This is a genomic window from Streptomyces anulatus (genome assembly GCF_000721175.1).
Lineage (GTDB): Bacteria > Actinomycetota > Actinomycetes > Streptomycetales > Streptomycetaceae > Streptomyces > Streptomyces anulatus_C.
Window position 1 is genome coordinate 136,080 of the sequence record NZ_JOEZ01000012.1, and the last position, 18,861, is coordinate 154,940.

General features: G+C 70.4%; 20 protein-coding genes. 4 read left to right on the plus strand and 16 right to left on the minus strand.

What is annotated here, in order from left to right:
- The first annotated feature begins 256 nt into the window (after positions 1 to 256).
- The 3 genes from IG90_RS0115210 (at position 257) to IG90_RS0115220 (ending at position 2,386) form a co-directional block, all read left to right on the plus strand.
- Entirely contained in the window at positions 257 to 904 is a 648-nt protein-coding gene (locus tag IG90_RS0115210) for a fasciclin domain-containing protein (RefSeq protein ID WP_030583578.1), read from the plus strand.
- Between the two features lie 5 nt (positions 905 to 909).
- Positions 910 to 1,818, plus strand: a complete 909-nt coding sequence (locus IG90_RS0115215; protein ID WP_030583581.1) for an ADP-ribosylglycohydrolase family protein — start codon at positions 910 to 912, stop codon at positions 1,816 to 1,818.
- A 130-nt stretch (positions 1,819 to 1,948) separates the two neighbouring features.
- Positions 1,949 to 2,386: an SPW repeat protein gene (locus IG90_RS0115220; RefSeq protein ID WP_030583584.1), complete on the plus strand. Its 438-nt coding sequence runs from the start codon at positions 1,949 to 1,951 to the stop codon at positions 2,384 to 2,386.
- Positions 2,387 to 2,611: 225 nt separating this feature from the next.
- Here the strand turns inward: IG90_RS0115220 and IG90_RS0115225 are convergent, their stop codons facing one another.
- The 12 genes from IG90_RS0115225 to IG90_RS0115280 form a co-directional block, all read right to left on the minus strand.
- Positions 2,612 to 5,452: a DEAD/DEAH box helicase gene (locus tag IG90_RS0115225; protein ID WP_030583587.1), complete on the minus strand. Its 2,841-nt coding sequence runs from the start codon at positions 5,450 to 5,452 to the stop codon at positions 2,612 to 2,614.
- A 104-nt stretch (positions 5,453 to 5,556) separates the two neighbouring features.
- Positions 5,557 to 6,450 carry a diacylglycerol kinase gene (locus IG90_RS0115230; RefSeq protein ID WP_030583590.1) on the minus strand — a complete coding sequence of 298 codons (894 nt, stop codon included), beginning with the start codon at positions 6,448 to 6,450 and terminating at the stop codon, positions 5,557 to 5,559.
- 18 nt (positions 6,451 to 6,468) lie between these two features.
- A complete protein-coding gene (tatC, locus tag IG90_RS0115235; RefSeq protein WP_030583593.1) occupies positions 6,469 to 7,434 on the minus strand; it encodes a twin-arginine translocase subunit TatC in 966 nt (321 codons plus the stop codon).
- Between the two features lie 49 nt (positions 7,435 to 7,483).
- Complete coding sequence (gene tatA, locus IG90_RS0115240; RefSeq protein WP_030583596.1) at positions 7,484 to 7,780, minus strand: Sec-independent protein translocase subunit TatA; 297 nt, start codon at positions 7,778 to 7,780, stop codon at positions 7,484 to 7,486.
- Positions 7,781 to 7,997: 217 nt separating this feature from the next.
- On the minus strand, positions 7,998 to 8,195 hold the full coding sequence (locus IG90_RS0115245; protein ID WP_030583599.1) for a hypothetical protein: 198 nt from the start codon (positions 8,193 to 8,195) through the stop codon (positions 7,998 to 8,000).
- A 16-nt stretch (positions 8,196 to 8,211) separates the two neighbouring features.
- A complete protein-coding gene (locus IG90_RS0115250; protein ID WP_206434066.1) occupies positions 8,212 to 8,547 on the minus strand; it encodes a hypothetical protein in 336 nt (111 codons plus the stop codon).
- A gap of 22 nt (positions 8,548 to 8,569) precedes the next feature.
- Entirely contained in the window at positions 8,570 to 9,526 is a 957-nt protein-coding gene (locus tag IG90_RS0115255) for a helix-turn-helix transcriptional regulator (protein ID WP_030583605.1), read from the minus strand.
- A gap of 175 nt (positions 9,527 to 9,701) precedes the next feature.
- Entirely contained in the window at positions 9,702 to 10,655 is a 954-nt protein-coding gene (locus IG90_RS0115260) for a helix-turn-helix transcriptional regulator (protein ID WP_030583608.1), read from the minus strand.
- A gap of 164 nt (positions 10,656 to 10,819) precedes the next feature.
- A complete protein-coding gene (locus tag IG90_RS0115265; protein WP_030583611.1) occupies positions 10,820 to 11,191 on the minus strand; it encodes an FKBP-type peptidyl-prolyl cis-trans isomerase in 372 nt (123 codons plus the stop codon).
- Between the two features lie 64 nt (positions 11,192 to 11,255).
- Positions 11,256 to 12,236, minus strand: coding sequence for an FKBP-type peptidyl-prolyl cis-trans isomerase (locus IG90_RS0115270; RefSeq protein WP_030583613.1), 981 nt, complete (start codon positions 12,234 to 12,236; stop codon positions 11,256 to 11,258).
- A gap of 186 nt (positions 12,237 to 12,422) precedes the next feature.
- Positions 12,423 to 13,784, minus strand: coding sequence for a Pup--protein ligase (pafA, locus tag IG90_RS0115275; protein ID WP_030583618.1), 1,362 nt, complete (start codon positions 13,782 to 13,784; stop codon positions 12,423 to 12,425).
- Positions 13,785 to 13,793: 9 nt separating this feature from the next.
- Positions 13,794 to 15,053, minus strand: a complete 1,260-nt coding sequence (locus IG90_RS0115280; protein WP_030583621.1) for an MFS transporter — start codon at positions 15,051 to 15,053, stop codon at positions 13,794 to 13,796.
- Positions 15,054 to 15,188: 135 nt separating this feature from the next.
- Here IG90_RS0115280 and IG90_RS0115285 point away from each other — a divergent pair, with 135 nt between their 5' ends.
- Positions 15,189 to 16,226 carry a LacI family DNA-binding transcriptional regulator gene (locus IG90_RS0115285; RefSeq protein ID WP_030583624.1) on the plus strand — a complete coding sequence of 346 codons (1,038 nt, stop codon included), beginning with the start codon at positions 15,189 to 15,191 and terminating at the stop codon, positions 16,224 to 16,226.
- Positions 16,227 to 16,268: 42 nt separating this feature from the next.
- On the opposite strand, the gene prcA is transcribed toward IG90_RS0115285, so the two are convergent.
- From prcA to IG90_RS0115305, 4 genes are all read right to left on the minus strand, one after another.
- Positions 16,269 to 17,072 carry a proteasome subunit alpha gene (gene prcA, locus IG90_RS0115290; protein WP_030583627.1) on the minus strand — a complete coding sequence of 268 codons (804 nt, stop codon included), beginning with the start codon at positions 17,070 to 17,072 and terminating at the stop codon, positions 16,269 to 16,271.
- 58 nt (positions 17,073 to 17,130) lie between these two features.
- Positions 17,131 to 17,976, minus strand: coding sequence for a proteasome subunit beta (prcB, locus tag IG90_RS0115295; protein WP_030583630.1), 846 nt, complete (start codon positions 17,974 to 17,976; stop codon positions 17,131 to 17,133).
- Positions 17,928 to 18,440, minus strand: coding sequence for an endonuclease VII domain-containing protein (locus IG90_RS41955; protein WP_078585327.1), 513 nt, complete (start codon positions 18,438 to 18,440; stop codon positions 17,928 to 17,930). The genes prcB and IG90_RS41955 overlap by 49 nt, the downstream gene beginning before the upstream one ends.
- An 87-nt stretch (positions 18,441 to 18,527) precedes the next feature.
- The gene (locus tag IG90_RS0115305) at positions 18,528 to 18,746 is read right to left on the minus strand and encodes a ubiquitin-like protein Pup (RefSeq protein WP_030583636.1); all 219 of its coding nucleotides are present in this window, start codon (positions 18,744 to 18,746) and stop codon (positions 18,528 to 18,530) included.
- Positions 18,747 to 18,861: the final 115 nt, after the last annotated feature.

Genomic DNA, 18,861 nt, shown 5'->3' on the forward strand with positions numbered 1-18,861 from the left:
GGTGCGGCCGGGGGCGTGACACCGCCGGGACGGCCGGGGAGCCGTCCGGGCGGTTCACCGCCGCCGGCCGTGGTGCCGCAGGAGCCGCAGGAGTGCGGTCCCTCCTGGTCGGACGGCTCGTCCCGGCGCCGGGTCCGTCTCCCGCGGCTGGGGAGACGGACCGCGCGGCGCCGACCGAACGGCGGTCGGCACCACCCTCCCATCTCTCACCCCCACTCAGCTCTTCGCACCACACCTTCGATTCAGGAGAAACGCCATGAACACGCTCCTCTTCCGCCGCGCGGCCGTCGCCGTGTCCGCAGCAGCCGTGCTGCCGCTGACGCTGACCGCCTGCTCGTCGGACGATTCCTCCAAGGACTCGGCGGCAGGCTCGACGCCCAGCGCGTCCGCGCCGGCGAGCCCTTCGGCCGATGACTCGATGACCACAAACGAGCCGTTCGGCCCGGCCTGTTCGTCGGTGCCGAAGGAAGGCGCGGGCTCGTTCGACGGCATGGCGAAGGACCCGGTCGCCACGGCGGCCTCGAACAACGAGGAGCTGTCGACGCTGGTGGCCGCCGTGAAGCAGGCCGGCCTGGTCGACACGCTCAACAACGCCGAGAACATCACGGTGTTCGCCCCGACCAACGACGCCTTCGCGAAGATCCCGAAGGCCGACCTGGACGCGCTGCTGGCGAACAAGGCCGAGCTCACCAAGGTCCTCACCTACCACGTGGTGGGCGAGAAGCTGACGCCGCAGCAGCTGGAGAAGGGCTCCTTCGACACCCTGGAGAAGAGCACGCTGACGACGGCCGGCTCGGGCTCCGAGTACACCGTGAACGACTCCTCGAAGGTCGTCTGCGGCAACGTCCCGACCGCCAACGCGACGGTCTACATCGTCGACACGGTCCTGATGCCCCCGAAGTAACCCCCCTGGTCCCCCACGGAGGCGGGGGGGGGGGGGGGGGGGGGGAGTTCGGCCCCGCCGGGGTGTTCTCCGCCCGCTTCCCGGACGGCGTCGGGACGCTGTGCGGAGGCGGCGGCTGGGATCCGGGAGAGGCTACGGACGACACGCAGATGGCCGTGCTGGTCGGGGAGTCGCTGCTGGAACACGGCGGCCTGGACCTGCCGGACGTGTTCGACCGGTTCCGGCGGTGGGCTGCGGGCGGACCGAAGGACATCGGCCTGCAGACCGAGGACGTGCTGACCAACGGGGAGCCGTGGGACCTGGCGGCGGCGCTGCACTTCCAGCTCAACGGGCGGGCCGCGGGCAACGGTTCACTGATGCGTGCGACAACGCCGGCGGTGTACTTCGCGCACGCCGGGCGCCCGGCGACGATGGCGGCGGCCCGCCGGATCGCGGCGCTGACCCACGGCGACCGGGCGGCCTGGGAAGGGACCGCCGTCTTCCACGAGCTGGTCCGGGTGGCACTGACGGGCGACGATCCGCTCGCCGCCGTCCCCGGGGCACTGGCCGAGGTGCACGCCGATCACCGGGCCCGCTGGGCGACGGTGCTGGCACCCGACTGGCACCCCGGCCTGGCGACCGAGTTCAACGGTGCGGTGTGGCCCTGCCTGGGCACCGCGCTCTGGGCGCTGCGCACGACGGGCACCTTCGAGCGGGCCCTGGCGTCCGCCGTCGACGTGGGCGGCGACACCGACACGGTGGCGGCCGTGACGGGCGGTCTGGCGGGAGCGGTGTACGGCATCGGCGCGGTCCCGGACCGCTGGACCGATCCCCTGCACGTGCCGCTGCCCGGCTACGGGGACCGTCGCCTGGCCACGGCGGACCTCCTCACCCTCGCCGCCCGGCTGGACACCGAGGGTCCCCGGGCCACCTGAGAATCCCGCCCAGTGATATCGCCCTAAATATGCACATAAGCACCAGATAAGGGCACTATGGAGGTGAGGGCGCCCGCCGCATCCATCCGCACGGCGGTGGGGCCTGCGGATACGAAGGAGACGAAATCTCATGAGCAACGTCTCACACCCGAGGAGCGACATATCGGGCCACCCCGATGCCTCCGAAATGCGTGCGCGGTACGACCGCGTGATGGGCGGTCGTGATGTGGCACTGGTGGACGCGCCGGTGTTCCTCGTCGGTCTCTACTGCGCCGTTTCCCCGTGGGTGCTCGACTTCACGGCCAGCCAGCCGGCCCTGGTGACGCACAACCTGGTGCTGGGTATCGCCATCGCCGTACTGGCCCTCGGCTTCACCGTGATGCCCGAGCGCATGGCCGGCCTGAGCTGGGCGCTCTGCGCGATCGGTGCGTGGATCATCGTGTCGAGCTGGGTGGTGGGCAGCAGTCCCGACACCGGGATCGTGATCAGCAACATCGTCGTCGGCGGACTGGCGGTCCTGCTGGGCCTCGTCTTCGCGGGAGCCGCGGCCAAGAGCCGAAGCACCTGACCACGACGCACGCCGTCACCCCGACAAGCTCCGCCCCGCTCCAGCCCCTCCGCGTTCGAGGAACGGAGTCCGGGGCGGAGTAGCGTTTCGGGAAGGGGCGTCTTCTGAGCGGGGTCCGGGGCGGAGCGCCGCTTCCGGGGGGGTGGGCAGGGGAGCAAGCCCGCCGCAGGCGGCAGGCCCCGCCCGACCACCGCCCGGTCACCCGACACCACGGCCCACCGCCCGTCACCCGACCGAGCTGTACGCCACGACCCCCCGCAACACCGCATCGACCGCCTTACGCGCGTTCTTCGCCACGCTGGAAGCCCTCGCCCCACCATCGCGAGGAGCCGCCGCAGCCACCTGCCCCAGCACGTCGATCACCTGCTTGCACCACCGTACGAAGTCCCCCGCCGGCATCTCCGCCTCGCGCAGCACCTCGTCCAGCGTCCGGCCGGAGGCCCACATGTAGACCGCCCAGGCGAAGCCGAGATCGGGCTCGCGCTGCCCCACCCCCTCCGTCTGGTTGATCTTGAAGTCCTCCTCCAGGGCATCCAGCCGCCCCCAGATCCGCACCATCTCGCCCATGGCGACCTTGGCCGGTCCGGACGGCAGCTTCGGCGCGACCGCGTCATCGGCCTGCCGCGCCTCGTACACCAGCGCCGAGACGCACGCGGCGAGTTCGGCGGGGTTGAGCCCCTCCCACACCCCTTCGCGCAGGCACTCGCTGGCGAGCAGGTCCAGCTCCCCGTACAACCGGGCCAGCCGACGCCCGTTCGCGGTGACCTCGTTGCCCCGGAGGTAGTCCAGCTCGGTGAGGAGCGCGACGATCCGGTCGAAGGTCCGGGCGATCGTGTTCGTCCGCCCCTCGATCCGCTTCTCCAGCTGCCGGGTGTCCCGCTGCAGCCGGTGGTAGCGCTCGGCCCACCGCGCGTGGTCCTCCCGCTCGTCGCACCCGTGGCACGGGTGGGCGCGCAGCTCGGTCCGCAGCCGGGCGATCTCGCGGTCGTCGGCGGCCGGCGCCCGCCCCTTGCGGTGCCGGTCGGGCACGATGTGCCCGGCCTTGGTCCGCAGCGCGGAGGCCAGATCGCGCCGGGACTGCGGCGAGCGCGGGTTGAACGACTTCGGGACCCGCATCCGGTCCAGCGCCTCCACGGGCACCGGGAAGTCCATCGAGGCCAGCCGCTTGACCTGCCGCTCGGCCGTCAGCACCAGCGGGCGGGGCCCGTCGTGGTGGTCGAACCCGCGGTGCCCGTTGGCCCGTCCGGCAGGCAGCCCGGGATCCAGCACCAGGGCAAGCCCCGCGAACTTCCCCGTGGGCACGTGGATGACATCCCCCGGCCTCAGCTTCTCCAGCGAGGAGGCCGCCGCCGCCCGCCGCTGCGCCGCACCCTGCTTGGCCAGCTCCGTCTCGCGGTCCTTGAGGTCGCGGCGCAGGCGCGCGTACTCCTCGAAGTCGCCGAGATGGCAGGTCATGCCCTCCTTGTAGCCCTCCAGCCCCTCCTCGTTCCGCTGCACCTGCCGCGAAATCCCGACGACGGACTTGTCCGCCTGGAACTGGGCGAACGAGGTCTCCAGCAGCTCCCGCGAGCGGTGCCGCCCGAACTGCTGCACCAGGTTGACCGCCATGTTGTACGAGGGGCGGAAGCTGGAGCGCAGCGGATACGTACGCGTCCCGGCGAGGCCGGCCAGCGCCGTCGGGTCCATGCCGCGCTGCCAAAGGACCACCGCATGGCCCTCGACGTCGATGCCGCGGCGTCCGGCCCGGCCGGTGAGCTGGGTGTACTCGCCCGGGGTGATGTCGGCGTGCTGCTCGCCGTTCCACTTGACGAGCTTCTCCAGCACCACGGAACGCGCGGGCATGTTGATGCCGAGTGCCAGTGTTTCGGTGGCGAAGACCGCCTTCACCAGACCACGGACGAACAGTTCCTCGACGACCTCCTTGAAGGTCGGGAGCATGCCCGCGTGGTGCGCGGCGATGCCGCGCTCCAGGCCTTCGAGCCACTCGTAGTAGCCCAGGACGTGCAGGTCCTCGCCGGGGATGGACGCGGTCCGCTCCTCGACGATCTCGCGGACCAGCCGGCGTTTGTCCTCGTCGTTGAGCCGGAGTCCGGCGTACAGGCACTGCTGGACGGCGGCCTCGCAGCCGGCCCTGCTGAAGATGAAGGTGATGGCGGGCAGCAGGCCCTCGTTGTCCAGCCGGTCGATGACCTCGGGTCTGCCGGGCGTCCAGATCCGGCCGCGCTGGCGCCGCTCGCGCTCGCGGTCGGCCTCGCGCACCATCTTGCCGCGGCGGCGGTCACGCGGGTTGTAGGTGTTCTGGCTCTCCTGCCGGGCGAGCCGGACCAGGTCCGGGTTGACCTCACGCCGTCCGGCGCCGCGGCCACCGTGGTCGGTGGCCTCCTCGAAGAGGTCGTACATCTTGCGCCCGGCCATCACGTGCTGCCAGAGCGGCACCGGGCGGTGCTCGGAGACGATCACTTCGGTGTCGCCGCGCACGGTGTCCAGCCAGTCGCCGAACTCCTCCGCGTTGGAGACGGTCGCCGACAGGGAGACCAGCGTCACCGACTCCGGGAGGTGGATGATCACTTCCTCCCACACCGCGCCCCGGAAGCGGTCGGAGAGGTAATGCACCTCGTCCATGACCACATAGCCGAGGCCGGACAGCGACTGGGAGCCCGCGTACAGCATGTTCCGCAGGACCTCGGTGGTCATCACGACCACCGGCGCCTCGGAGTTGACGCTGTTGTCGCCGGTCAGCAGGCCGACCTTGTCCGCACCGTACCGCTTGACCAGATCGGCGAACTTCTGGTTGGAGAGCGCCTTGATCGGTGTGGTGTAGAAGCACTTGCGGCCCTGCTCCAGGGCCAGGTGCACGGCGAACTCGCCGACGATCGTCTTGCCCGACCCGGTGGGGGCCGCGACCAGCACCCCTTTGCCCGCCTCAAGGGCCTGGCAGGCCTCGATCTGGAACGGGTCCAGCCCGAACTCGTACATCTCCCGGAAGGGCCCGAGGGCCGTCGCCATCTCGGCCGCACGGGCCCGGGATGCCTGGTATCGCTCAGCTGGTGAGAGGTCCTCTGTCATCTTGCGTACGAGCCTACCCGTCACCTCTGACACTCAGCGCGATCTTTAAATGCCCGTGGCCTCTCACCCGGTCGGCGCCCGGTCAGTGCCCGGTCAGCGACTCGTCATCGCCCGGTGAGCACCCGCACGGCACCCGGTACACAGGTGGCGGTGAGCGGCAGAGCGCCCAGCGGTTCGCCGTCCGCGTACGCCGTGACCCCGGCCGCCGCCAGCTCGATCGAGGAGACCCGGTGCACGGTGACGGCGGGGTGGCCCAGGTGCGTGCCCTTGTAGACCTTCGGGAAGACCTTGAGGAGCGTGGTGCGGGTGCACTCCCCCACCACGGTCACATCGAGGAGCCCGTCGTCCATCTCGGCGTCGGCGCAGATCCGCATGCCCCCGCCGTACGAGGTTCCGTTGCCCACCGCGATGAGCGTGGCGTCGACCTCGCGGACCTCTCCCCCGTCGAGCCGGATCCGGTACGGGATCGGCCGGAAGGCGGCCAGTTCGGCGAGGATCGCGAGGTCGTACTTGAACCGGCCGCCGACGAAGCGCATCCGGTTGCCCCGGTCGTTGACCCGGGAGTCGAACCCTGAGGCGAGGACGGAGCCGAACCAGCGGTCCCCGACCCGTCCGAGGTCGACGTCGCGGTGGCCGCTCTCCTTGAGCGCCCGCGCGGCCAGCCGTCCGGCGGCGGCCGGGTCGCGGATCGGCAGGCCCAGCGCGCGGGCGAAGTCGTTGCCGGTGCCGACGGCGACGACCCCGAGCGGGGTGGCGGTCCCGGCGACCGCCTGGAGGGCGAGGGACGTCAGCCCGTCCCCGCCCACGGCTATCAGTGCCCCGGTCCCCGCCGCGACGGCCTCGCGGGCCCGGCGCAGCGCGTCGTCGGCATCCTCGCCCAGCACCGTACGGACGGAGAATCCGGCGTCCCGCAACGCGGAAGCGGCCGGCTGCGCGGCGTGCGCGCCCCGGCCGCGTCCTGCGGTGGGATTGACGAAGAGAGTGATCTCGCTGGTCACCCGCCGGACCCTACAAGGTCAGGTGACGTCGTCGTAACCGTTCACCCGGTGCGATCCGGGACCGTCCGCCTCGCCGGACGCCTGCCCCGGAAGTGCGGGCCGGGAGCCGGAGACGTGCTCCACGCTTCCGACGGGCTCGGGCGTCAGATCGAGATCCGAGGCCTCGTCGTCGCTGAGGTCGGCGTCGGGGTTGCGCCGGTTGCGGCGCTTGTCGTTCAGCAGGGAGAAGCCGACGGCGATGAAGTAGAGGACCGCGAGCGGGCCGGCGAGGAGCAGCATGGAAACCGGTTCGCCGCCGGGGGTCGCGATGGCTGCGAAAGCGGTGAGGCCCACGATCATCCCGCGCCACCAGCCGAGCATCCGCTTGCCGGAGACGACACCGGTCATGTTCAGCGCGATGAGGAGCAGCGGCAGCTCGAAGGCGATGCCGAAGACGATCACCATGCGGACCAGCAGATCCAGATAGCTGTCGAGCTCGATCTGGTTCTGCACGTTGTCGGGGCTGAACCCGAGCATGATCTCGGCGGTCTGCGGCAGGATCGCGTACGCGAGGTAGCCGCCGGAGAGGAAGAGGGGCGCACCCACGATGGCGAAGGCGTAGGCGTAGCGCTTCTCGCCCTTGTGCAGCCCGGGGGCCACGAAGGCCCACAGCTGGTACAGCCAGACCGGGGTGGCGAGCAGCACACCGGACATCAGCGCGACCTTGAGGGCGTTGGTGAACGGCGCCAGCAGGGTGTTGGTCTTCAGCAGTGCGCAGGGCTTGCCGTTGACGGCGATGACCACGCCGTCCTTGCACCCGACCGATTCGAGAAGGGGGCGCAGAAGGAAGTCGTAGATCTCCTTCTGGAAGAACGCTGCCACGATCGTCACCACGACGATCGCCAGCACGGCCTTCAGCAGCCGGTTTCGCAGCTCACGCAGGTGATCGAGGAGAGGCATCCGCCCCTCGTCGTCCTTCTCCTGCTTGCGGGCAGACTTGAGCAACCCACTTCCCTCGTCTCGTGCGGCGGCTGTCGGCGGAGCGCGTCAGCTGTCAGCTCTGTGTGGTGGGCTTGGCCTCGCTGACCGGGCGGGAGCTGGTGACGTCTCCCGGGGCGGCCTGAATGGTGCGCGCGGTGGTGGACTGCGGGGGCGTCGAGTCCTCGACGGTCTCCGTCGTGGGCGTCGCGTTCGCCGCGTCGTCCTTCTTCATCGCCTTGGCCTCGCTCTTGAGGATGCGGGCCGACTTGCCGAGCGAGCGCGCCATGTCGGGAAGCTTCTTGGCACCGAAGAGCAGCAGGATGACAGCGATGATCAGAACGATCTCGAGGGGCTTCAGATTGCCGATCATGTGCGACTTCCTTCTCACTGAGGCGGCTGGAGGGTGGGCTCGCGACCCGTTCGACCGGGCATACGTCCGATCGTTGCGCTTGGCAGCGATCGTAACCCGCAGGAGTAAACGCGAGGCAATGCCCGTGCGTACTCCGGCTTGCGGCCCGCACCTCCCTGCCTGGGCCGACCCATGCAGCGTACCCCCCGGTGCGGGCGGACATCAGGCCCCGGGAGCGTTATCGCAGGCCGTCACCGGTGGCCGCGAGGCGGGTCGCCGCCCGTTCCAGGTCCTCCGACGCCTGGTTGATCCGCTCGGTGGTGACCGTGACCTGCCGGCCGAGACGCTGGGCCTCGACGAACACCTTGATGCCGAGCACGCCGAGTACGGCGATGCCCAGGAATCCGAGGGCGATGGCGAGCATGGGCCAGAACATACGGCGGTGCCTCTTCCTACGGGCTTCCTACGGGTGCTGTGGTCGGGGCGGTGTGCAGGCGCAGTGTCCTTACACCGCCGCCGGTGAGCAGTTCGATGACGCGCTCCCCGGCGGGCTTGCGGACCGAGGCGCCGCACTCGGGGCAGGTGAAGGTGTAGAAGGTGGTGCGGCTGGTGGCGCCGATCGCCAGGCGCAGTGCCGCGGCGGCCAGCTCGAAGCGCCCGCGGCAGTCGGGGCAGGCGGCCCGGAAGCGTACGGCGGCGGGTACCGGCACGGTGACGGGACCGGTGCCGGGCAGGGGCGCCGGGCGGACCCCGGTGGCGGCGGCCGGAAACAGGGACGTCCGGTTCATCGTGTTCTCCCCTTCCCGGGTCTCAGACCGCGTCCTCGTAGGCGGCGAGCGCCTCGCGGGCAGCCGCGCGGGCGCTGTCCGCGAGCTCCGGCGGGGTGACGATGCGGCCGTCGCCGCCGAGGCGCAGGGCGAGCCGGCGCAGCGAGGCCGGGTCCGGGGTGCGCAGGGTGATCCGCAGGCCGCCGTCGGGGAGTTCCTCGGCGGAGTCGTGCGGGTAGTACTCGGCGACCCAGCGGCCGCCGGTGCCGACCTCGATCACGACTTCCGGGTCCTCGGCGGCGGGCTGGACCAGTCCCGCGGACAGATCGCGCAGCTCCAGCTCGGGCGGGGCGGCGGGGGCGTCGAGGAGGCGGATCTCGGCGACGCGGTCCAGCCGGAAGGTCCGGCGGGCCTCGGAGAGCCGGCACCAGCCTTCCATGTAGGTGTGTCCGACGGCGAAGAGCCGGATCGGGTCGACCTCGCGCTCGGTGAGTTCGTCGCGGGCCGGTGAGTAGTAGCGCAGCCAGAGCCGGCGGCGCTCGGAGATGGCCCGGTCGACGTCGGCGAAGACACCGCCCTCGGCCTCGAAGGTCACCGAGAGCCGGGAGCTGGCCGCCCCGGACTCGCCGGCGGCCGTCTCCAGCTTGGCGGTCGCGCGGACGAGGGCGAGCCGGTCGCTCTCGCGCAGGCCGGGCAGGGTGGCGACGGCGCGGGCGGCGACGAGCAGCGCGGTGGCCTCGTCGGCGGCGAGACGGAGCGGCTCGGCGACGTCGTCCGGGTTGTGCCACCAGATGCGGTCGCCGTCGGTGTCGATGTCGAGGAGGTCGCCGCCGCGGAAGCTGGTGCCGCACATGGGCAGGACGTCGAGGTCCGAGATCAGCTCGTCCTCGGTGATCCCGAAGGCCCGTGCCACGTCCTGGACGTGGGCGCCGGGGCGCTCCCGCAGATACGTCACGAGGGACAGCATCCGGCGGGTCTGGTCGATCGCGTTCGTGGCCATCGTTTCCGTACCTCTAGGGGGTGTCTTGCCGATCGGGCCGGATCAGGGAGCGGGGTCTGGTGCCGTGCATCGCAAGGCGGAGGAGGGAGTCATGGCGGAGCCATGGCGAGTGACGACAACGCCGCGAAGCGCGGCACCAGGGCACGCGAGCCCGGCATGATCGGCAAGACACCCCCTAGTCCTTGGCCACGGCGCGGAGCCGGTCCACCACATCGGCCCGCAGATCGGCGGGTTCCTCCACGACGACGTCCGGGCCGAACTCGACGAGCCAGGCGTCGAGGCCGTGTCCGTACGGGATCTCCAGCTCGTCCCAGCCGTCGCCGCGTTCCCGCACGGCGGTCGCGCGCGACCGCAGCGGGTAGCCGGCTCCGGCGCGGAGCCTGATTCGGGCGGTACGGGTCGCGGTCTCGCCGGCCCAGCTCTCGACGGTCTCGCGGACGGTGACCACGTCGGGCACCTCGGCGCTGAAGGCCCCGGCGCGGGAGCGGACCTTGCCGGTGATGCGGGAGAGCCGGAAGACGCGCTCGGCGCCCCGCTCACGGTCCCAGCCGGCCAGATACCAGTGGCCGCGCCAGCATTCGAGGGTCCAGGGTTCGACCTGGCGCTGCTCGGCGCGGGCGGAGTTGGCCTTGCGGTAGTCGAAGGTGACGGGGCGTCGGTCGCGACAGGCCAGCATGAGCGGCTCGAAGGCGGCCTCGTGGACGGGGATGCGAGGTTCGAGGGCGCTGTGGACCTCGTAGGCGTCCTCGGCCTCGGGCATTCCGGCGGCCCGCAGCTTCTGCAGGGCGCCGCTGGCGGCTCCGGCGAGGCGGGCCTGCTGCCAGACCTTGGCGGCGAGGCCGAGGGCGGCGGCCTCCTCGGCGTCCAGGGTGATGGGGGGCAGCCGGTTGCTGTCGCGGCGGGCCAGGTATCCGGTGTCGCCGTCGAGGTTCTCGACGGTCTCGATGACGAGGCCGAGCTCGCGCAGATCGTCCTTGTCGCGCTCGAACATCCGGTTGAAGGAGTCGTCGGAGCCCGCTTCGAGGTAGGCCTCGATGGACCCGCGGAGTTCGCGCTTGCTGAGCGGGCGCCGGGTCCCCAGCAGGCACAGCGCGAGGTTCATCAACCGCTCGGCCTTGGCAATCGCCATCGACGCCCTTTCTCTTGTTGCTCTACGACCGTCGACCGTACCGCCCCGGGGTGTGGGGACCAAAGCCGGGCCCGCGGGACCGGAGCGTGGTGGAGAGCCCCGCAGGAGAGAGGTGAGGGCCCCCGCCGTGTGGCGGGGGCCCTCGTTCGCGCAACCGGAACGGATCAGACCGCGACGAGGTCGCAGACGAAGATCAGCGTCTCGCCGGGGGCGATCTTGCCGCCGGCGCCGCGGTCGCCGTAGGCGAGGTGAGCGGGGATGGTCAGCTGGCGACGGCCGCCGACCTTCATGCCCTGCACGCCCTTGTCCCAGCCGGAGATGACCTGGCCGGCGCCGAGCTGGAACTGCAGCGGGGTGCCGCGGTTCCAGGAGCTGTCGAACTCCTCGCCCGTGGAGAAGGAGACGCCCACGTAGTGGACGGAGACGTTCTGGCCGGCCTGGGCGACCTCGCCGTCGCCCTCCCAGATGTCCTTGATCTCCAGATCGGCCGGCGGCTCGCCACCCGGGAAGTCGACCTCGGGCTTCTCGATGCTCACTGAACTGCTCCTAAAAGAATCTTGGGGAAAAACCCCACAAGTTTCGCACGGGTCACCCCGTCGCTCAGACAGTACCGAGGATGTCGACGACGAAGACCAGGTTGTTCTTGGCCAGCTGGCTCGAGGGGTCGGCGCCGTAGGCCTGGTTGGGCGGGATGGTCAGCAGGACGCGGTCGCCGACGTGCTTGCCGACCAGCCCCTTGTCCCAGCCGGAGATGACACCGCCGACGCCGATCGGGAAGGCGCTCGCGCCACCGTGGTCCCAGGAGGAGTCGAACTTCTCGCCGTCCTCCCACTTCACACCGGTGTACTGGACGACCAGGCCCTCACCCGCCTTGACCGCGGCGCCGTCGCCCTTGATCAGCACCTGCTCCTGCAGGTCCTTCGGGGCCTTCTCACCCTTGGGAATGGTGATCGTCGCGGCCTTCTGCGAGGCGGCCTTCACCTCGGGCATCCCGGCCTCACTCGCGGCCTGGGCGCCCTTGGCCTCGCCCTTCTTGTCGACCTTCTTGGCGTTGACGATGTCGACGACCCAGACCAGCGGGTCGGTGGGCTTGATCCCGGACTGCGGGTTCAGCTGCTCGCCCACGATCGCCTCGGCGGTGCCCTCGACCTGGACCCGGCTGCCGACCTTGCGGCCGGTCAGCGCGTCCGCGACCTTCGTCGGCAGCATCTGTCCCTGCTGACCGACCTCCTGCACGACCTGGGTGCGTGGGGCCTTCGGGTCGGCGCCCTGTCGCTTGGCCCACGTGGAGCCGAGCGCCTCGATGTTGCCGGCGAAGTCCAGGCGGACGATGTCGCCCTTCTTCACCTCGGCGCCGTCACCGGTCGAGACGTCGCTCGCCACGACCTCGTCGGCCACCTTGGCGTCCTTGGCGATCTCGATCTTGGGCTCGGCACCGAACTTCCCGGACACCTCGGCGACGGGCCCCGACTTCTTCGGTGCGGCATCGTCCTTGGAATCGGAACCGCAGGCGGCGGTGATCAGCAGAGCGGGCACGACCAGTACGGCGGCGGCACGCCGGGCAGTTTTCGTGGGGATCATCAGTCCAACTCGCGTAGGGGGGCTCCGGGCACTCCCGCCACTCTACGACTTCGCCCCAGCGGCATCACGGGTACCGACACGGCTGTACGCCGGGGCTGGTCCGCCCCGGCGTACAATGTGGCCCTTTTCCCACCGGCATGCTGCCCACGGGCCGTTTTCCGGCCGGTCGCCCACGGGCCGGCCCGGTCACATGCCCGCGATGAGCTTCTCCACCCTCTCGTCCACGGAACGGAACGGGTCCTTGCACAGCACCGTGCGCTGCGCCTGGTCGTTGAGCTTGAGGTGGACCCAGTCGACGGTGAAGTCCCTCCGCTGTTCCTGGGCCCTGCGGATGAAGTCTCCGCGCAGCCGCGCCCGGGTGGTCTGCGGGGGCACCGACTTGCCCTCGAAGATCTTCAGGTCGTTGCAGATGCGGGCGGTCTGCCCCTTGCGCTCCAGGAGGTAGAAGAGGCCTCGGCGGCGGTGGATGTCGTGGTAGGCGAGGTCTATCTGGGCGACCCGCGGGTTCGACATGGTCATGTTGTGCTTGGCCCGGTACCGCTCGATGAGCTTGTACTTCATGACCCAGTCGATCTCGGTGTCGATCCGGTCGAGGTCCTCGGCCTCGACCGCGTCCAGGGTGCGGCCCCACAGCTCCAGGACCTGGTCGACGGTGCCGGTGCGGATGCCCCGGCGCTCGACGAAGTCCACGGCCTTCTCGTAGTACTCCCGCTGGACCTCGATGGCCGAGGCCTCCCGGCCGCTGGCGAGGCGCACCTTGCGCTGTCCGGTGAGGTCGTGGCTGACCTCGCGGATCGCCCGGATCGGGTTCTCCAGGGTCAGGTCGCGCATCACGGTGCCCGCCTCGATCATGCGGAGCACCAGGTCGGTGGCGCCGACCTTGAGCAGCATGGTCGTCTCGGACATGTTCGAGTCACCGACGATGACGTGGAGGCGGCGGTACCGCTCGGCGTCGGCGTGGGGTTCGTCGCGGGTGTTGATGATCGGCCGGGAGCGGGTGGTAGCGGAGCTGACGCCCTCCCAGATGTGCTCGGCACGCTGGCTGACGCAGTAGACCGCGCCGCGCGGGGTCTGGAGCACCTTGCCCGCACCGCAGATGAGCTGCCTGGTGACGAGGAACGGAATGAGGATGTCCGCGAGCCGGGAGAATTCTCCGTGCCGGGCCACGAGGTAGTTCTCATGGCAGCCGTAGGAGTTTCCCGCCGAGTCGGTGTTGTTCTTGAAGAGATAGACGTCGCCCGCGATTCCCTCCTCGTGCAGGCGGCGTTCGGCGTCGACGAGCAGGCCTTCGAGAATGCGCTCGCCCGCCTTGTCGTGCGTGACCAGTTCGGTCACGTTGTCGCATTCGGGGGTTGCATATTCCGGATGCGATCCCACGTCGAGGTAGAGGCGGGCGCCGTTCCGCAGAAAGACGTTGCTGCTGCGGCCCCATGACACAACACGGCGGAAGAGGTAGCGCGCCACTTCGTCAGGTGACAGTCGGCGCTGTCCCCTGAACGTGCACGTGACGCCGTACTCGTTCTCCAGCCCGAAAATGCGGCGGTCCATGACTGAACATTACGCCTTATGGCCTGAGCTGAAACCGGGTTCGACGGCACCGTTTCGATCATTTTCCGATCCCGTCACCACGGCGGGCGTACGGACGGGAGCCGCGAGGACCCTTCCGGTGCTCAGCAGGACCACCAGGGCGGCCACTCCCCCGACCCCCGCGACGGCGAAGCTCCAGGCGGTCGAGCCGAGTTCGACGGCCGGTCCCGCGACGGCCGTCCCCACCGCCGCGCCTACGCCGAACGTGGTGACGAGCCAGGAGAACGCCTCGGTCACCGTGCCGCGCGGGGCGTGCCGGTCGACCACGATGAAGGAGCAGGCGATGGCCGGTGCGAGGAACACTCCGGCGAGGGCGGCGAGGGCGGTCATCACCGGCACCGAGGGGGTGAGCGTCAACGGCAGATAGCCCAGCGCCAGCAGCCCGACGATGACCCGCAGCCGCTTCTCGGGCACCCCGGCCCACTGCCGGGCCCCGTAGCCGAGGCCGCCGATCAGCGCGCCGAGACCGAGGGCCGCCATCAGCCAGCCGTACACGGACTCCCGCCCGTGGTCGTCCGCGTAGGCCACTCCGGCCACCGTGATGGAGCCGAGGGCGAGCCCGACGAAGAAGAACGCGCCGAGGAGGGCGAGGAGTCCGGGCGAGCGCAGGGCACCGAGCCAGTGCGCCTCACGGGGTGCGGAGCGCCAGGTGCGCGAGGGCTCGGACAGGACGACCGACAGCGCACCGAGGACACCGATGGCGTTGATGACGAGCAGGGCGGCGGCCGGGGACCAGAGCGCGACGAGAAGCGTCACCAGGAGCGGTCCGACGGTGAACATGATCTCCTGCGCCACGGCGTCCATGGCGTAGGCCCGGTGCACCTGGCTCTCGCCCTTGAGGACGCTGGGCCACAGAGCCCGCAGGCCACCCTCCAGCGGTGGTGTGGCGACTCCGGCGACGACGACGGCGAGGTAGGCCAGCGGGAGCGATCCGAGGCCGGTGAGGGCCAGCAGGGACATCCCGAGCGCGGAGAGCACGGCGGCCGGCAGTTGGACGCGCGGCTGCCCGTACAGGTCGACCGCACGGCCGAGCAGCGGCTGCCCGACGGCGGTGGCCAGTCCGTAGGCGGCGGCGAGCGCGCCGGCCAGCGTGTAGCTGCCGCCCTCCGCACGGGTGAACAGCACGATCGCGATGTGCGCGGTGCCGTTGGGCAGCCGCCCCACCAGGGTGCCCGTCAGCAGCCGGGCGGCATGCCGCGCCCGGAGGATGTCCAGATATCCCGCGGCCATTCCCGCCCCTCTCCGCCCCGGCCGGCTGTGCCGTCGCCGAGGTGTTACGTATAACGTCGAGGTTCATACGTACCATGTGCGCAGTTCGCGGGTCCACCTCGCGGCAGTACGGCGACATCCCGCACGGAGGCACGAGTGACCAGCGCGCAGCAGCCCGCCCCCGCCCGGCCCACCAGCCGCGACGTGGCCCGTGCCGCGGGCGTCTCCCAGGCGACGGTGTCCCTGGTACTCGGCGAGAAGTGGCCGGGCAGGGTGTCGGAGGCCACCGCCCAGCGGGTCCGGGACGCCGCGGCGGAGATCGGCTACCGGCCCAATCTGGCGGCCCGCAGCCTGCGGCTCGGCCGCACCAGGACCGCGCTGCTGGTGGTGCCCGCGCTCACCAACGAGTTCTTCGCCCGGGTGTACGCCGGAGCCGCGGCGCTTGCCGCCGAGCACGACTTCGGCGTGGTGCTCTATCCCTCACCGGACGGCACGGGACCGGCGCGGGACCCGTTCGCCTCGGCCCGTGCTGCGCTCGACGGGGTCATCGCGTCCTCGATGGCCGCCGACGCGCTGGGCGCGCTGCACGGGGCGGATCTACCGCTGGTGATGCTGGACAGCGATCCCTCGGGTACCGAACCCGCCGCCCATGTGAACCTCGACATCGCCGACGGGATGCGGCAGGTGACGGACCATCTGCTGGGGCTGGGCCACCGCCGCTTCCTGCATCTGGCGTCCGCCGTGGACACCTGGACGTTCGCGGTGCGGGCCGAGGCGCTGCACGACGCACTGGGCGTCGTACCGGACGCGACGGTGCGTACCGTACGGGCCCCGCTGGAGGTACGGGCGGGGCGTGAGGCGGCCGAACAGGCACTGGCGGTCACCGCCGACCGGCCCACCGCGATCGTCTGCGACGACGACATCCTGGCCGCCGGCGCCTGCAAGGCCGCCCGCAGGCTCGGGCTGCGGGTGCCGGACGAACTGTCGGTCACCGGATTCGACGACCTGGCGCTGGCCACCGCGCTGGAGCCGGAGCTGACCACGGTGCGGCTGCCTGCGGAGCAGGTCGGGGAACGGGGCATGGAGGCGCTGCTCGCCGTGCTGGACGGCCGCCCCGTCGAGCCGGGCGGTCTGCCGGTGGAGCTCGTCGTACGGGGCTCCACGGCACCACCACCGCCCGCTGCCAGGGCATGACGGTGCCCCGGGCCGAGGGGCCCGGGGCACCGAGGTGCTCGCCTACTTGTCCGTCTCCTCCGTGGAGTCGGGGGTGCTGTCGGCGCTGTCGGTGGAGTCGTGGTCCTCGGTGTCCGACGGGGCGTCCGTCGGCGTGCTGCCGGCGGCCTCCGTGTCCAGCAGCCGGGCCAGCTGACGGCCGACGATCCGCTTGAACTTGCGCTGCTGGGGTCGGGTGCGGTCCAGGACCGCGACCTCGAGGCGCTCCGCGGGGATCTCCCGCTCGCCGCCGCCCGGCTCCCGCGAGAGCGCCTGGACGGCCAGCTTGAGCGCCTCGGCCAGCGTCATGCCGTCGCGGTGGCGCTGGTCGAGGAAGCTGCTGATCTGTTCGGCGTTGCCGCCGACCGCGACCGAGCCGTGCTCGTCCACGATCGAACCGTCGTGCGGCAGCCGGTAGATCTGGTCGCCGTCGGCCTCGCTGCCGACCTCGGCGACCACCAGTTCCACCTCGTAGGGCTTCTCGGCAGCGCTGGAGAAGATGGTGCCGAGCGTCTGGGCGTAGACGTTGGCCAGCCCACGGGCCGTCACATCGTCCCGGTCGTAGGTGTATCCGCGCAGATCGGCGTAGCGGACGCCGCCGATGCGGAGGTTCTCGTACTCGTTGTACTTGCCGGCGGCCGCGAAGCCGATCCGGTCATAGATCTCGCTGAACTTGTGCAGTGCACGGGACGGGTTCTCGCCGACGAACACAATGCCGTCGGCATACTGCAGCACAACGAGGCTGCGACCACGGGCGATGCCCTTGCGGGCGTATTCCGCCCGGTCGGCCATGGCCTGCTGGGGTGAGACATAGAACGGCGTCGACACCGGCTATCCGTCCCTTTCTGTCAGTGACGAGTGCGTCTGGGGAGGCTCGGGGCCCGGATCAGAGCAGCGCGGCGCGCGGGCCGTCGGGCTGCTCGAGTCGGCGTTCCAGGATGGAGCGCGCGATATCGGCGGACTCCTGGTCGGTCAGCCTCCGGAAACCCTCGTCGGTGATGACGGTGACGATCGGATAGATACGGCGGGCCACGTCCGGGCCGCCGGTCGCCGAGTCGTCGTCCGCTGCGTCGTACAGCGCCTGCACGACCAGGGTGAGGGCCTGCTCCTCCGTCAGGTCCTCGCGGTAGAGCTTCTTCATGGCGTTACGGGCGAAGATCGACCCGGAGCCGGTGGCGGCGTAGCCGGTCTCCTCGGAGCGGCCGCCGGTGACGTCGTAGGAGAAGATGCGGCCCTTCTCCCGGTCGACGTCGTAACCCGCGAAGAGGGGCACCACGGCGAGGCCCTGCATGGCCATGGCGAGGTTGCTGCGGATCATGGTGGAGAGGCGGTTGGCCTTGCCTTCCAGGGAGAGCTGGGCACCCTCGACCTTCTCGAAGTGCTCCAGCTCCAGCTGGAACAGCTTGACCATCTCCACGGCCAGTCCGGCGGTGCCGGCGATGCCCACCGCCGAGTACTCGTCGGCCGGGAAGACCTTCTCGATGTCGCGCTGCGCGATCATGTTGCCCATGGTGGCGCGCCGGTCACCGGCCAGGACCACGCCGCCGGGGAAGGACGCCGAGACGATGGTCGTCCCGTGCGGCGCCTCGATGGCCCCCTGGAGCGGCGGCAGGCTCCGGTTGCCCGGGAGCATCTCGGGCGACTGGTCGGACAGGAAGTCCATGAACGAGGACGAACCCGGCGTCAGGAAGGCAGCTGGTAGACGCCCGGTGCTACGAGTGTTGGCTTCCACGCGTTTCCCTCCACGTATGCGGCTGCACGCCTTATGGCATCCGGCCGATCCTTGAACTGCCCCAGGGCTGCGTTGCAGCTGAAGCACAGTACGCCACGGACCCTACCCGTCTCATGGCAGTGATCCACGTGCTCAGCCGAAGCGATTAGACAGATACAACACACGCCCTGCTGAGCCGCGATCAGCGCGTCCAACTCGGCAGGAGCAAGGCCGTACTTACGCTTGAAGTAGCTGATCCGATTCCGCTCCGCCCTGCATTCGCGGCAGTAGCTCGACCAGCCGTCGGACGACGACTTGTTGCGCTCCCACTGATCGTGCGGCTTCACCTCGCCGCACTGCGGGCAACGCTTGTGCTCCCGCGGCACCGGCACCTTGACCCGGACCGACTTGCCCTTGGCCTCCTGACGCTGCCGGTAGTACTCGGCAGAGCACTTCCGGCAATACGCCTGGAGGCCATCAGGCATGGCCCTGTTGCCAGCGAAGGACTGCCGCGGCAGCTTCTGCCGACAACGGGAGCATTGCCTTTCTGTGGGAATTTAGGACATTTAGCTCTATTCCCCGCCTTTTTGAACAAATGACCTCACGAAATCCTCGGCGTTCTCTTCGAGGACGTCGTCGATCTCGTCCAGGACCGAGTCGACATCGTCGCTCAGCTTCTCCTGGCGTTCCGCGAGGTCCTCGGACGCCTGCGCGTCCTGCGCCTGCTCCTCGGCCTCCTCGGTGGAACGCGTCGCCTTCTGCTGTCCGCCGCCGGTGTCCTTGGTCGCCATGTAGCTCACCCCGCTCGGTTCGAAGCAATCGAAGCTCTTGATCAGACCCTACCCACGGGGTCCGACATTTGGCCCGGTAGTTGTTCAACGTCCGGGCCTTGGGTGATTGATTCCC